Origin of the sequence: Microbacterium sp. UBA1612 (genome assembly GCF_002321605.1) — a bacterium.
Classification (GTDB): Bacteria; Actinomycetota; Actinomycetes; order Actinomycetales; family Microbacteriaceae; genus Microbacterium; species Microbacterium luteum.
On sequence record NZ_DCMW01000014.1, the window covers coordinates 58,494 to 72,057 of the forward strand.

General features: G+C 71.8%; 13 protein-coding genes. 7 read left to right on the plus strand and 6 right to left on the minus strand.

What is annotated here, in order from left to right; genetic code table 11:
* The first annotated feature begins 6 nt into the window (after nucleotides 1-6).
* The 4 genes from B3S45_RS05750 to B3S45_RS05765 all read left to right on the plus strand — a co-directional run bounded on the left by B3S45_RS05750 (nucleotide 7) and on the right by B3S45_RS05765 (nucleotide 5,496).
* Nucleotides 7-363, plus strand: a complete 357-nt coding sequence (locus B3S45_RS05750; RefSeq protein WP_071045426.1) for a response regulator — start codon at nucleotides 7-9, stop codon at nucleotides 361-363.
* Entirely contained in the window at nucleotides 360-2,105 is a 1,746-nt protein-coding gene (locus B3S45_RS05755) for an ATP-binding protein (RefSeq protein ID WP_071045425.1), read from the plus strand. The genes B3S45_RS05750 and B3S45_RS05755 overlap by 4 nt, the downstream gene beginning before the upstream one ends.
* Nucleotides 2,106-2,225: 120 nt before the next feature.
* Nucleotides 2,226-4,439 (plus strand): ATP-dependent Clp protease ATP-binding subunit, encoded by a 2,214-nt coding sequence (locus B3S45_RS05760; RefSeq protein ID WP_194383984.1) that lies wholly within the window; start codon nucleotides 2,226-2,228, stop codon nucleotides 4,437-4,439.
* A gap of 187 nt (nucleotides 4,440-4,626) precedes the next feature.
* Entirely contained in the window at nucleotides 4,627-5,496 is an 870-nt protein-coding gene (locus B3S45_RS05765; RefSeq protein ID WP_286717935.1) for a UbiA family prenyltransferase, read from the plus strand.
* 64 nt (nucleotides 5,497-5,560) lie between these two features.
* On the opposite strand, the gene B3S45_RS05770 is transcribed toward B3S45_RS05765, so the two are convergent.
* From B3S45_RS05770 to B3S45_RS05785, 4 genes are read right to left on the minus strand one after another with little or no spacing between them, the layout of a single operon-like run.
* Nucleotides 5,561-6,703 (minus strand): FAD-dependent oxidoreductase, encoded by a 1,143-nt coding sequence (locus B3S45_RS05770; RefSeq protein ID WP_286717937.1) that lies wholly within the window; start codon nucleotides 6,701-6,703, stop codon nucleotides 5,561-5,563.
* A complete protein-coding gene (locus tag B3S45_RS05775) occupies nucleotides 6,696-7,397 on the minus strand; it encodes a methyltransferase domain-containing protein (RefSeq protein WP_071045423.1) in 702 nt (233 codons plus the stop codon). Before B3S45_RS05775 ends, B3S45_RS05770 begins: the two co-directional genes overlap by 8 nt.
* Nucleotides 7,394-8,497 (minus strand): type III polyketide synthase, encoded by a 1,104-nt coding sequence (locus B3S45_RS05780; protein WP_071045422.1) that lies wholly within the window; start codon nucleotides 8,495-8,497, stop codon nucleotides 7,394-7,396. The genes B3S45_RS05775 and B3S45_RS05780 overlap by 4 nt, the downstream gene beginning before the upstream one ends.
* Nucleotides 8,498-8,549: 52 nt before the next feature.
* Nucleotides 8,550-9,842 carry an MFS transporter gene (locus B3S45_RS05785; RefSeq protein ID WP_286717943.1) on the minus strand — a complete coding sequence of 431 codons (1,293 nt, stop codon included), beginning with the start codon at nucleotides 9,840-9,842 and terminating at the stop codon, nucleotides 8,550-8,552.
* Between the two features lie 67 nt (nucleotides 9,843-9,909).
* Between B3S45_RS05785 and B3S45_RS05790 the strand changes: the two genes are divergently transcribed.
* A complete protein-coding gene (locus B3S45_RS05790; RefSeq protein WP_286717946.1) occupies nucleotides 9,910-10,476 on the plus strand; it encodes an ArsR/SmtB family transcription factor in 567 nt (188 codons plus the stop codon).
* Nucleotides 10,477-10,527: 51 nt separating this feature from the next.
* Here B3S45_RS05790 and B3S45_RS05795 read toward each other — a convergent pair whose 3' ends face one another.
* A complete protein-coding gene (locus tag B3S45_RS05795) occupies nucleotides 10,528-11,112 on the minus strand; it encodes a nitroreductase family protein (protein ID WP_071045419.1) in 585 nt (194 codons plus the stop codon).
* Between the two features lie 102 nt (nucleotides 11,113-11,214).
* Between B3S45_RS05795 and rraA the strand changes: the two genes are divergently transcribed.
* Together rraA and B3S45_RS05805 are read left to right on the plus strand one after the other, a co-directional pair.
* A complete protein-coding gene (gene rraA / locus B3S45_RS05800; protein WP_071045418.1) occupies nucleotides 11,215-11,676 on the plus strand; it encodes a ribonuclease E activity regulator RraA in 462 nt (153 codons plus the stop codon).
* Nucleotides 11,677-11,742: 66 nt separating this feature from the next.
* The gene (locus B3S45_RS05805) at nucleotides 11,743-12,117 is read left to right on the plus strand and encodes a VOC family protein (protein ID WP_286717951.1); all 375 of its coding nucleotides are present in this window, start codon (nucleotides 11,743-11,745) and stop codon (nucleotides 12,115-12,117) included.
* Between the two features lie 23 nt (nucleotides 12,118-12,140).
* Here the strand turns inward: B3S45_RS05805 and B3S45_RS05810 are convergent, their stop codons facing one another.
* The gene (locus tag B3S45_RS05810; protein WP_071045492.1) at nucleotides 12,141-13,538 is read right to left on the minus strand and encodes a glucose-6-phosphate dehydrogenase; all 1,398 of its coding nucleotides are present in this window, start codon (nucleotides 13,536-13,538) and stop codon (nucleotides 12,141-12,143) included.
* Nucleotides 13,539-13,564 lie beyond the last annotated feature (26 nt).

Below are 13,564 nucleotides of genomic sequence, written 5' to 3' on the forward strand. Positions count from 1 at the left end.
CCTGGGATGAGCGCTTCACCCGACGTGCTGGTGATCGACGATGTCGACGATCAGCGAGAGCTGCTTCGGACCCTCTTCACGCGCGCCGGATGCGACGTGCGCACGGCGGCCGGTACCGACGCCGCGGAGCCGCTCCTCGTGGAGAAGGCTCCCGACATCGCGGTCGTCGATCTGCTGCTCCGCGGACGAGACGATGGTTGGCGGGCGATGGACCGCGTTCGGGCCCTCGCCCCGGGAGCGAGGATCGTCATCTGCTCCGTGCTCGATCCGGCACAGTTCCCGACCGCAGACGCGCACCTGCCCAAGCCGTTCACCGCCGCGCAGGTGCGACGGGTCCTTGATCAGCTGAAGCCCTCCCGATGACGCCGACGGCGACCGCGCGCACGCCTGGCAGTGGTGCCGGCAGGCGCTCGCATCCGGGGCTGCTCCTGCTGCCCACCCTTCTGCTGGTCGTGCTCGCACTTCCGGCGGTGTGGCTGTTCGGAGCCGGTCAGATCACCGACCCGGTCGCGATGTGGTCGTCCGTGGTATGGCTCGCGCTCCTGGAAGTCGCGGCCGTCCTGGTCCCCTGGCACCGAGTGCGTCGCGACGGGGTGGCCGTCGTGCCGATCCTGGCCATTCTCGCGATCGGGCTCTTCCGCGTCGGAACCGGTGGCTCGGCGTCGATGTTCTCGGTCATCATCCTCCTCCCGATCGTCTGGGTCGCCACGCTCCCCGGCCGCCGCATGGTGGCCTTCGGGATCGGCGCGCTCGTCGTGGCTTTCCTCGGGCCCTACTTCTCCGGGCTGGAGGCCTGGGGCAACGGGCAACTCGTGCGCGTCGTCTTCGTCGCCGTGGTGATCGCGGCCGTCGCGATCGTCGTGAACGAGACCACGCGCTCGGCGAGGGCGCGATTGACAGAAGTGGCCGAACTCTCGGGCGAGCGTGCCCGGCTGCTCGAGGAGGCGGAGCGCGGCAGGACCGAGCTCGCCGCCGCTGCCGAGGGGCTTCGCGAATCCGAGGCATTCGCGAAGAGCATCTGGGAGGCGATGGACAACGAGGCCGTCATCGTCACCGACGAGCGGGGCCGCATCGTGGGGTGGGGGCCGGGGGCTGAGCTGCTCCTCGGCTACGACGTGGCCGACATCCTCGGCGGTGACGGAGCGCACAGCGGCGAGGAGGCCGTCGGCGACCTGTTCGTTCCCCGCACGGTGGGACTTCCTGCTGCCGACGACAGTGTCGCAGACGAAGCCGAGATCCTGCCGCGACTGGTCGAGATCGGTCGCTCTGCCGGTCAGGGCGAGGGTGACCTGCTCGTGCGCTCGGTCGACGGGGTGGAGATCCCGGTCTACCTCACATGCGCCGAGCGGCGCGTCGGCGACGAGAGGGTCGGCTACACCTTCGTTCTGCGCGACGCCCGTCACGCCAAGGAGATCACGCGCCTGAAGGACGAGTTCGTCGGCACGATCTCGCACGAGCTGCGCACGCCCCTCAGCTCCATCCTCGGCTATCTCGAGCTCGTGATCGAGGAGGAAGAGACCCTCTCCGAGGATCAGAAGCGGTTCATCGGGGTAGCGCAGCGCAATGCCAATCGCCTCCTCCAGCTGGTCGGCGACCTCCTGTTCATCGCGCAGGTGGAGGCGGGGAAGATTCCCCTGCGCCGCGAGAGCGTCGACATCGCGGCCATCGCGTCTGCTGCGGGCGAGTCGATCCTCCCCGTCGCCGAGCGTGCCGGCGTTGCCGTAGCCGTGCACGTGCCCGACGCGCCGCTGCATCTGCACGCGGACGGCCGCCGCATCGGCCAGTCCATCGACAATCTCGTCTCCAACGCCGTCAAGTTCACCCCGTCGGGCGGTTCGGTCACCATCGTCGTCGGTCGGGAGGACGGGCACGCCGTCGTCACCGTCACCGACACCGGGATGGGCATCGAGCCCGACGATCTCGAGCAGCTCAGCGAGCGGTTCTTCCGATCGAAGATGGCTACACGTCAGGCGATCAAGGGCGTCGGACTCGGCCTGTCGATCACGAAGGCGATCGTCACCGCTCACGACGGCACGATGTCCGCCACGAGCGCCGTCGGCGAGGGGACGCAGTTCCGCATCGCCCTCCCCGCGCGTCCGAACTGAGGGCGGCGGAACGAACCGTACCGGCCGGAGATCCGGTCGTTGCTCGCGTGCATCCACTTCCGGTGCTAAAGTTGAGCCAAGCAAACTCAACTTTGGAATCGACGTCAGGAGACGTGACACATGAACGCCACCCAGATGCCCGGGCAGGAGGAGCAGCAGAGCGCCCTCGAACAGTTCGGGATCAACCTCACCGACCGCGCGCGGCAGGGAAAGCTCGACCCGGTCATCGGCCGCGACTCCGAGATCCGTCGCGTCAGCCAGGTGCTCACGCGACGCACGAAGAACAACCCGGTGCTCATCGGGGAGCCCGGCGTCGGCAAGACCGCCGTCGTCGAGGGCCTCGCCCAGCGGATCGTCGCGGGCGACGTCGCCGAGTCGCTCAAGGACAAGGAGCTCATCACGCTCGACATCTCCGCGCTCGTGGCCGGGGCGATGTACCGCGGCCAGTTCGAGGAGCGGCTCAAGAGCGTCCTGAAGGAGATTACCGAGTCCGAGGGGCGCGTCATCACGTTCATCGACGAGCTCCACGTGCTCATGGGGGCCGGTGGCGGGGAGGGATCGGTCGCCGCGGCGAACATGCTCAAGCCCATGCTCGCCCGCGGCGAGCTGCGCCTGATCGGCGCGACCACGCTCAACGAGTACCGCGAGTTCATCGAAAAGGATGCCGCCCTCGAGCGCCGCTTCCAGCAGGTCTACGTCGGCGAGCCGTCGGTCGAGGACACCGTCGCCATCCTGCGCGGACTCAAGGAGCGCTACGAGGCGCACCACAAGGTCGCCATCGCCGACGGCGCGCTCGTGGCCGCCGCATCCCTGTCGCACCGCTACATCCCGAGCCGTCAGCTTCCCGACAAGGCCATCGACCTGATCGACGAGGCCGCGTCGCGGCTGCGGATGGAGATCGACTCCGCGCCGCTCGAGATCGACGAGCTGCGCCGCCACGTCGACCGCCTCAAGCTCGAGGAGCTCGCGCTGAAGAAGGAGAAGGACGACGCCGCCAAGGAGCGGCTCGCGGCCCTGCGCGCCGACCTCGCGGCCGAGGAGGCGAAGCTCGGCGAGCTGCAGTCGCGATGGGAGCGCGAGCGCGCCTCGCTCAACCGCGTCGGCGACCTCAAGACCCGCCTCGACGCCGCCCGCATGGAGGCCGAGCGCGCTCAGCGCGAGGGCAACCTCGAGCGCGCCTCGCGCCTGCTCTACGCCGAGATCCCGGCGCTCGAACGCGGCCTGCTCGAGGCCGAGCGCGAAGAGCCCGCCGGCGAGCGGATGGTCGGCGACCAGGTCACCGAGAACGACATCGCCGGCGTCATCGCGTCGTGGACCGGCATTCCCGTCGGACGCCTCATGCAGGGCGAGACCGAGAAGCTGCTGCACCTGGAGAAGGAGCTCGGCAAGCGGCTCATCGGGCAGAAGGATGCGGTCAAGGCCGTCTCGGATGCGGTGCGCCGCTCGCGCGCGGGCATCAGCGACCCGGACCGCCCGACCGGATCGTTCCTCTTCCTCGGCCCCACGGGCGTCGGAAAGACCGAGCTGGCCAAGGCCCTCGCCGAGTTCCTCTTCGACGACGAGCACGCCATGGTGCGCATCGACATGTCGGAGTACGGCGAGAAGCACTCGGTGTCGCGACTGGTCGGCGCCCCTCCCGGATACGTCGGCTACGAGCAGGGCGGGCAGCTCACCGAGGCCGTGCGCCGTCGGCCCTACTCCGTGGTCCTCCTGGATGAGGTCGAGAAGGCGCATCCCGAGGTCTTCGACGTGCTGCTGCAGGTGATGGACGACGGCCGCCTCACCGATGGGCAGGGTCGCACCGTCGACTTCAAGAACGTCATCCTGATCCTCACGTCCAACCTCGGCTCGCCCATCCTCATCGACCCGACCATCCCGCTCGAGCAGAAGCGCGAGCAGGTGCAGGGCCTCGTGCGCCAGGCGTTCAAGCCGGAGTTCGTGAACCGCCTCGATGACATCGTGATCTTCCAGGCGCTCACCGAAGACGACCTCGCGCAGATCGTGGAGCTCGCGGTCGACGCGCTGCAGCGCCGCCTGCGGGATCGTCGGCTGACGCTCGCGGTGACCCCCGACGCACGTGCGTGGCTCGCCGAGCGCGGGTACGACCCGATCTTCGGCGCGCGGCCGCTGCGGCGGCTCATCCAGTCCGAGGTGCAGGACCGTCTCGCGATGGCCCTGCTGTCGGGCCATGTGCGCGACGGCGACGTGGTGCGGGTCGACATGGCCGCCGACGGCTCGACCCTCGTGCTCACCAGCGACGGCCCCGCGACGGCCCCGGCCGCCGCCGAGCCCGACGAGGACGAAGTGATCGAGGCCGAGCTCCTCGACGACTGACGCCCGTGCCGGCGCGCCCCGGGCGGGTGGTCGGCGAGTGCCGTGGTGAACAACGCAGGTGATTTCTCCGGAATCCGCGCCGCAGCCCCCTCTGGTCGGTCATGCGGCGCGGATCTCCTGTGTTGTCGACGCCGCGCGGGCGAGGCCGTGCGGCCGACGGTCGGTGCCGGGCCGGTAGCGTGCAGGCATGGGGGAGCGGCATCGACGGAGCGTGGCGGGAGTCGTCCGCGCGCTGTGGGGCTCCTCCCACCCCGGCCCGACGCTCGTCGTCACCGCCCTGGCGCTCGCCCTCGGTGCCGCGGCGGGCGCGCCGCCGGCGCACCTGGCCCTGCTGACGGCGGCGGTGTTCTTCGGGCAGCTCTCCGTCGGCATCTCCAACGACGTCATCGACCTTCCCCGCGACCGCGTCGTCGGGCGCACCGACAAGCCGCTCGCGCGCGGCGACGCGACGCCCGCCCAGGCCTGGGCGGCCGCCTACGCATGCCTCGCCCTCGCCGTCGGACTGTCCCTCGCGATCGGGTTCGGGATGCTCGCCGCCCACGCTCTCTTCCTCGCGGCGGCCTGGGCGTACAACGCCGGGCTCAAGGCGACGCCGGTCTCGATCTTTCCGTTCCTCGTCGGTTTCGGGGCCTTTCCCTCTCTCGCGCCGCTGTCCGCCCAGCCCCCGGCCCCTGCCGCACCGTGGGCGTGGATCGCCGGCGCGGCGCTCGGCGCCGCCATCCATCTGGTGAACGTGCTGCCCGACCTCGACGACGACGCCCGCACCGGGGTGCGGGGTCTGCCGCACATCCTCGGCGCCCGCGTCTCGACTCTGCTCGCCATCGGCGGGCTCTTCGTCGGTGCCGTCGCGACGCTGCTGGGTCCGGTCGGGGCGGATGCCGCCGCCATCCCGCCGCTGGGCTGGATCTTCTTCGGGGCTGCCCTCGCCCTCACCGCGGCGACGGTGGTCGTCGCGCTCTCACGCCCCCGCGCGCGTTTGCTGTTCTCGCTCGTCATGGCCGCCGCCCTGCTGCTCGCCGTGCAGCTGGTCGCGACCGGCGGGGCGCTCGCCGCCTGACTCCCCCCCCCCGCATGGTCGCGCTGCCCGCGCTGCCTGCGCTGCCGGCCGGGCCGGGGTCGCCTCAGGCGTCGGCGTCGAAGCCCATCGCGTAGGCGTGGGCGAGAACGAGGGATGCGGGTGTGGCCAGCAGGGCGCGCAGCGCGCCCGTGCGCAGGCGGTCGATGCGGCGCGAGGCGGGGCGCCCGAGCGCGGTGTTGCCGGCCGCGATCGCCGCGGACACGCGTGCCGATCGAACGCGCCGGCGCTCCCACGCGTCGAGGGTCGTCGGCGCGGTGCCCGTGCGCATCCACTCCGCCAGCAGCGGCGCGAGGGTCATCGCGTCGAGCAGACCCAGGTTCATGCCCTGCCCGCCGATCGGGCTCACCTCATGGGCGGTGTCGCCGACGGTGAGGATGCGGTCGCGGCGCATGCGCGGCGCGACCATCCTCCGCACGCCGAACGAGGTCGCCGCAGCCACGCCCTCGCCCGCCTGCGCCTCGCCGCGAACGGCCATCGCCTCGCGCAGGCGCGCGCCTCGCGTCGCGGCGGTGTCGGATGCGTGCGGGGCGGCGTCCCACGCGACGAACCGCCGCCGGCCGCCCGGCAGCGGAAACGACTCCAGCACGCCGGCGGCGTCGAGGTGCACAGCCGCGACCGAGGTGTCCGCGTCGATCGCGGCGGTCGCATCCGTCATCAGGTAGCGGTCCGGATACAAGCGCCGTGCGAGCGCGTCGGTGCGATAGACGACGTCGCGTCCGCCGGAGCCGGTCGCGACGACCACGACGCGTGCGTCGCGCTCGGTGATCCCCCCGGAGACGGCGGCGCGCACGCGCACGTGGTCCGGCGCCGGCAGCACCGCCGTGACGGTCGCCGAGCGCACCGGCTCAGGTGCGGCCTCTGCGAGCACGGCCTCGGTCGCCGCCTGCGGCAGTGTCGCGACGAATGGGAACCGGCGCGAGAGCCGCTCGAACCGCACCACGCCGAGCACGTCGCCGCGGGACCGCGCCTCGCCGCGCGTGACGCGTGCGGCGGAGGCGAGGAGCCGCTCGGTGAGGCCCGACGGTTCGAGGGCGGCCAGCACCGGGGAGTGCACGCCGATCGCGCGTGTGCCGCCGCCGGCGGACGGGCGACGCTCGAGAAGCTCCACGTTGACACCGAGGCGCGACAGCTCGCCGGCCAGCAGCATCCCGACCGGCCCCGCGCCGACCACGATCACCTCACGCACGGCCCGACCCCTCGGCCAGCACCCGGAACGGCGCCGGTGTCGAGACCGTCCAGCGCCCCGGCACCGCGGCGAGGGCGGCGCGAAGTTCGGCCGGCGTGAAGCTGCGACGGATGGAGCGGAGCCCGTCGGTGCGCAGGAAGGTGCCGGGCGCGAGCGGCGTGATCCCGACCGCGTAGAGGCCGTAGGCGAGACGCCCGCGGGCGATGTCGCCGTGCAGCACGGGACCTCGGGCGAGCTCCGCGGATGCCGCCATGACCGCGGGCAGGGCGTCGTCGAGGTGGTGGAGCACGTGGTTGGAGACCACCGCGTCGAAGCGCTCACCGCGCGCGACGAGCGCGGCCGCGTCGGCGCACACGAACGCCGCGTTCGGCGGCGCGGGCGTCGACGTCGCAACCCGGTGCGCCCGGGGGTCGGGATCGGCGCCGACGACGGTGACCGCGAGGCCGTCGCGCGCGGTGGCGGCGGCGAGACGCCGCACCAGATCGCCGCCGCCGCAGCCCAGGTCGAGCACGCGCGCGGGGCGCTCCAGGCCGCGGAGATACGACCGCAGGCGGGTGCGGTAGACGGTGCCCCAGCCGGAGACGAGGCGGTTGACGAGGTCGAAGCGCCGCAGGGTCGCATCCAGTCGCACCGGATCGCAGGCGGGGTCGTCCATCAGCTCGCGCAGCGCCGTGTCGCGCGCGGCGAGCGTCATCGGGGGGTCCGCTTGGTCAGGCGGGCCGACTCGACCGTGAGGCCCGGCCCGAAGGCGAGCGCCCCGACCGTGCGACCGTCGGCGACGGCGTCGTCGGCGAGCTGGTCGCGCAGGATGAACAGCAGCGTCGCGCTGGACATGTTGCCGTAGGTCCGCAGCACATGCCGGGAGGCCTCGAGCGCCTGCGGGTCGAGGCCCAGCCCGCTCTCGACGCGGTCGAGCACGCTGCGCCCGCCGGGATGCACCGCCCACGCGTCGACGCCGTCGAGCACCGGTCCCACGGCGTCGCGGATCTCGCGCCCGATGATGCGCGGCACCTCGGCGGACAGGATCATCTCGAACCCGTGGTCGCCGATCGTCCACGTCATGTCGGTCTCGCCCTCCGAGGTGAGGGTCGTCGCGAAATCCGCCAGCTCGAGGCCGCCCGCCCGACCGATCCCGGGCGCGCCGGTGACGATCGCCGCCCCGGCCCCGTCGCCGAAGACGGACGCCGCCACGATCTGCTGCGGATCATCGGAGACCCGGATGTGCAGCGAGCACAGCTCCGCGCACACGACGAGGACGACCGCGCCGGGGTCGGACCGGGCGAGCCGCTCGGCGACGCGCAGGGCGGGAAGGGCCGCGGCGCATCCGATGAACCCCAGGTGATAGCGCTCGACATCGGGGCGCAGGTCGAGGTCGCGCACGAGACGGTAGTCGGGGCCGGGGGCGAAGAATCCGGTGCACGAGACGGTCACGACGTGCGTGATCTCGGATGCGGACACCCGCGCTTCACTCAGTGCGGCCCGTGCCGCCCGTGCGTAGAGTCCGGGCGCGTGCCGCACGTAGAGGTCGTTGCGCTCGCCGGTCGTCGGCGCGTGCAGGGTGCCGGCGGCATCCCGGAACAGCGCCTCCGTCGGGTCGGCGGCCTGCCCGGATGCGAGCTGCGACAGCACGCTGTGGCGCGTCTCGATGTCGGCGGCGTCGAACGCGGCGTGGATGAGGCGCTGTGTGAGTCGGCTGGTTCCCGGCTGCGCGGCGAACATGTCGCGCACCTCGTCCTGCGTCAGACGCGCGGTCGGTACGGCGGTTCCGATCGCGACGATCCGGGGGGCGGCCATGTGGCCACTCTAGGCACGCCGCGCACCGCGTCGGGTCGCTTCGCCGGCGGGACTACCCGCGGGACGACCCGGCGGTGGGGGCATCGGGCAGGCGGCGGAGGCTCCAGAACGGACCGAACAGCACGAAGCCGGCGGCCAGAAGCTGCCCGATCGCGCCGATCCACATGGTCGGGATGACGCCGAGCCACGTGCCGAGCCCACCGGCGAGCAGTGCCGCCAGCGGCATGACGCCCCATACGACGAACCGCACCGAGGCATTCATGCGTCCGAGCAGGCGCGGCGGCGTGATCCGCTGCCGGAAGGTCACCTGGGTGATGTTGTACAGCAGCACCAGGAAGCTCAGCACGAACGACTGCACGACCAGCAGGGGGAAGGCGAAGGCCGGGGTGATCGCGGCGACCGGGAGCACGAGGGCGGCGAGGCTGCACCCGATGGCGCTGAGAGGGATGGCGCGGGCTTCGCCCACGCGCGCGACGATGTGCGGTGTCGCGATGGCGCCGAGGAGTCCGCCGACCGCGCCGAGGGAGAACACCACGCCCATCGCGGCGGGGGTGAAGCCCAGCTCGCGCAGCAGGAACAGGGGGAGGAGCGTCGTGGAGATGACGGCGAAGAAGTTCGACGTGGCGGTCGTGCCGACGATCCGCCGCAGGAGTCGCTCGCCGAAGACGAACTGCAGCCCCTCCCGGATCTCGTGCAGGATCGGCGCGCGGTCATCGGCGGCGCGCGGCTCCTCGCGGTCGCGCGTGAGCAGCAGCGCGACGACCGACACGGCGTACGTGCCTGCGGTCGCGAGCATCGCGACCGGGGCGGTGAGCACGCCGACGAGCCAGCCGCCGATGCCGGGGCCGGCGATGTTCGCGAGCTCGTAGGTGGCCTGCAGCTTGCCGTTCGCCTCGGCGATCTGCCGGGGTCGCACGAGCGACGGGACGATGCTCTGATACGACACGTCGAAGAAGACCGTCGCGATGCCGACGACGAACGCGATGGCGACCAGCTGCCAGATCTCCAGCACCCCGAGCATCCACAGCGCCGGCACCGCCGCGAGCGCGAGGGCGCGCACGATGTCGGCCGCGATCATGACGTGGCGCTTGCGCAGGCGGTCGATCCAGGCGCCGGCGGGCAGGCCCACCAGCAGGAAGGCGGCGACGTTGGCGGCGTTGAGCACGCCGATCTCGAACTCGGATGCGCCGAGCAGCAGCACGGCGAGCACCGGAACGGCCAGTTCGGTGATCTGCGCGCCGAACTGCGCGAGGGACTGACCGCTCCACAGGGTGAGGAAGTTCGCGTCGCGCCACAGGGAGGTCTTGGTGGCGGGGACGTCATCCACCCCGTCTGATTGGGACATGCCAATCAGTGTGAGGGGACAGATTGAGTTCTGTCAATCACTGCGGCGTGTCACGTACGGTGGAGGCGTGGAACGAGACGAGCAGCAGCAGGCCGAGTTCGCCGCGCGCGCCCTGAATTCGCCGCTTCGCCTGCGCATCCTGCGTCTGTGCGGGTTCGACGCACGCACGAACAAGGAGCTCGCCGAGCTGCTGGATGTGAACCCCGGCACGATGCTGCACCACGTGCGCACGCTCGTGGAGGCGGGGATGCTCGCACCCGAGCCGGAGCGTGCCGGGCGGCGCGGCGCGCGCGAGGTGCCGTACAAGGCGACGGGACTGTCGTGGCGCACATCGCTCGGCGAGAACCAGTCCGTCGTGCTGATCGAGACGATGCGGCAGCAGCTGGAGGGCGTCGATCCGGCGGACGTGCGCTTCACGTGGCTCGGACTGCGCCTGAACGCCGAGCACAAGGCGGAGCTGGACCGGCGCGTGTTCGAGCTGGCGATCGAGTTCAAGGAGCGCGGCCCCGATCCCGACGGCGACGCGTACTCGTTCGTCGCCGTGACGCATCCCGACCTCAACCCCCGCCCGGACCAGCTGGCGCAGCGGATCGGCGTGACCGGCGATCAGGCCGGCCCCGCCCCGGCCCCCTGACCCAGCCGGGGCGGCCGGGGGTCACGGGAGGGTGACGCCAGCGGATGCGGGTCAGGCGTCGAGAAGGACCGAGGCGTCGAGGGCGCGACGCACGCGCGGGGCGTTCTCGCGCTGGCGGAGCTCCTCGGAGATGCCGGCGTGGGATCCGATGGTTCCGACGGCGATGATCGTGACCGGTTCGAGGTTCTCGCCGAGCTCGAAGGCCCGCGCGACGGCGTCGTGGTCGAAGCCGCCCATCTGGTGCGTGGCGAGTCCGGCCGCGTGCGCCTGCAGGCTGAAGTAGGCGGATGCCTGTCCGGTGTCGTACTCGGCCCACCGCTGCGGCGTGCCGTCATCGCGCGAGGTCTGGGCGACGAACACGACGAGGGCTGCGGCATCGCGCGCCCACGCCCTGTTGAAGCCGCCGAGGGTGTCGACGAGGGCGGCGTGCGGGGCGGATCCGCGGCGGGCCACGATGAAGCGCCACGGCTGGGAGTTGTTGGCCGACGGCGCCCAGCGGGCGGCCTCGAGGGCTCGGCGCAGCGCTGACTCGTCGAGCGGGGTGTCGGTGTCGAACACCCGCGTGCTCCATCGTTCGGCGATCACGTCGAGCACGGGGTGATCGGTGTCGGCGCTGCGGTCCTGCAGCAGGGTCATGGGAACTCCATTCTCGAAAGGATCCGGCGGGCCCCGTCGTCCGTCGCACTCCTGAAACAACATTCGCGCGAATTCATTCCCGCACGCCGGTAGCCTGGGCGCATGACCGCGACCGCCGATCTCTACGACGAGCGCGGAGACGCCCTCGCCTCCGTCTCCGTGCCGTTCCAGGACCTCGGCGGACGCCGCGCGTTCGAGGGCCCCATCCGCACGATCCGGTGCTTCCGCGACAACGGCCTGGTGAAGGATGTGCTGGCCACGCCGGGCGAGGGAGCCGTGCTCGTCGTCGACGGCGGCGGATCGCTGGAGTCGGCCCTCATGGGCGACATCATGGCCTCCTCGGCGGTCGAGAACGGATGGGCCGGCGTCATCGTCTACGGCGCGATCCGCGACCGCGACGTGCTCGCCACGCTCGACCTGGGCGTGAAGGCCCTCGGATCCAACCCGCGCAAGAGCGTCAAGGACGGCGTCGGCGAGGTCGACGTGCCCGTCGAGATCGGCGGGGTGGTCTTCACCCCCGGCAACCTCGTATGGGCCGACGCCGACGGCATCCTCGTCTCCTGACGCACGCCGTCACTGGCGCTGAGGGCATCCGCGGGTGGATGCTTGCTTCGACGATTCGGAGGCCCCATGTTCCGCACCACAGACGCCTTCAGCGGGTTCGCCGTCGACGATCTCGACGCCGCGCGCACGTTCTACGGCGACACACTCCGCCTCACCGTGGAAGACAACGCGATGGGCTTCCTCACGCTTCGACTCGGATCCGGCGCGGCGATCTTCGTCTACGCCAAGGATGATCACGTGCCGGCGACCTTCACCATCCTGAACTTCCCGGTGCCCGACATCGACGCCGCGGTCGATGACCTCAACGCCCGCGGGGTCGACACCAGGATCTACCCCGACGTCGGCGACGAGAAGGGCATCGTGCGCGGCGGCGAGAACGGCCCGGACATCGCGTGGTTCCGGGACCCCGCGGGCAACGTGCTCGCGGTGCTGCACGCCTGAGTCGCGCCGGTGCCGCGCCGGCCTCAGTGCTTGAGCGGCGGGGTCGTGTGCGACGGCCAGCCGGTGGGGTTGCTCGCACCGGCCGGATACTCGTCCAGCGGCACGTCGTCGGCGCGCCACGCGTCGATCACCGGCTGCACGATGCGCCAGCACTGCTCGGCCGCATCCCCGCGCACCGCGAGGGCGGCATCGCCGTCGAGGATGCTCGAGAGCACCTCGCCGTAGGCCCGGAGCGCGCCGGCGCCGAGGTCGGCGGTCAGGCCGATGCGCTCGAGTTCGAACGGGTCGTCGGCGCCGTTGACGTTGAGCTCGAGCGAGAGCACGTCGGGACCGAGGGAGAAGCGCATGACCGAGCCCGATGCATCCCCGGTGAGCCCCGTCGGCACGTGCCGCACCGGACGGAACTGCACGACGATCTCGCGCACCGGCTCGCCGATCGCCTTGCCCGATCGCAGCGTGAACGGTACGCCCGCCCAGCGCGCGGTGTCGACCGCGAAGGTCACCTCGGCGAGCGTCTCGGTGTGGCGCGACGGGTCGACCCCGGGCTCGTCCACGTAGGAGGGGAACGTCCGGTCCCCGATCGATCCGGCGGTGTAGCGCGCGCGCCGGGAGGCGGACGCGGGGTCGTCGTGCCACACGTGTGTCGCGCGCAGGGCCGCGCCGGTCGCATCCCGCAGATCGCGTTCGTCGAGGGATGCGGGTGCGGTCATCGCGAGGAAGGCCAGCACCTGCAGCAGGTGGCTCTGGATCATGTCGATCATCGCGCCGGCCTTGTCGTAGTAGCCCGCGCGTCCCTCGAGGCCGAGCGCCTCGTCGAAGCGCACGAGCACGCTCTCGACGTGCTCGGCGTTCCACACCGGCTCGATCACGCGGTTCGCGAAGCGCACGCCGAGCAGGTTCAGCAGCGTCGAGCGCCCCAGGAAGTGATCGACGCGGAAGATCTGATTCTCGGGGACGAGCTGCTCGAGCGTGCGGTTGAGCGCGTGCGCGCTGTCGGCATCCGTTCCGAAGGGCTTCTCGAGCGCCAGGATCGTGCCCTCGGGAAGGGTCACGTCGGCGAGGGCCTCGCACGCGCGGGCGGCGATCGCCGGCGGAACGGCGAAGTACAGCGCGAGGGGTCCGTCGACGCCGTGGACAAGGCGCTGCAGGTCATCCGCCTTGGTGATGTCGGCGCGCGTGTACGTGGTCTGATCGACCGCGGCGAAGGCGGCGTCGGCGTCACCGGCAGCGAACGAGGTCTTCACCACGTCGCGCCAGTGCGTGTCGTCCCAGTCGTCCATACCGGCGCCGCGCAGGTGAACGTGGCGATCGGGTTCGCGGGTGAGGAGCTCGCCGAGGGCGGGCAGGAGCAGGCGGGAGGTGAGGTCTCCCGAGGCTCCGAGGATGAGCAGCGTCGTGGTCGCGGAGGTCACGGCGCCCACGATAGCGTCGAACCGCTGCCCGCCAC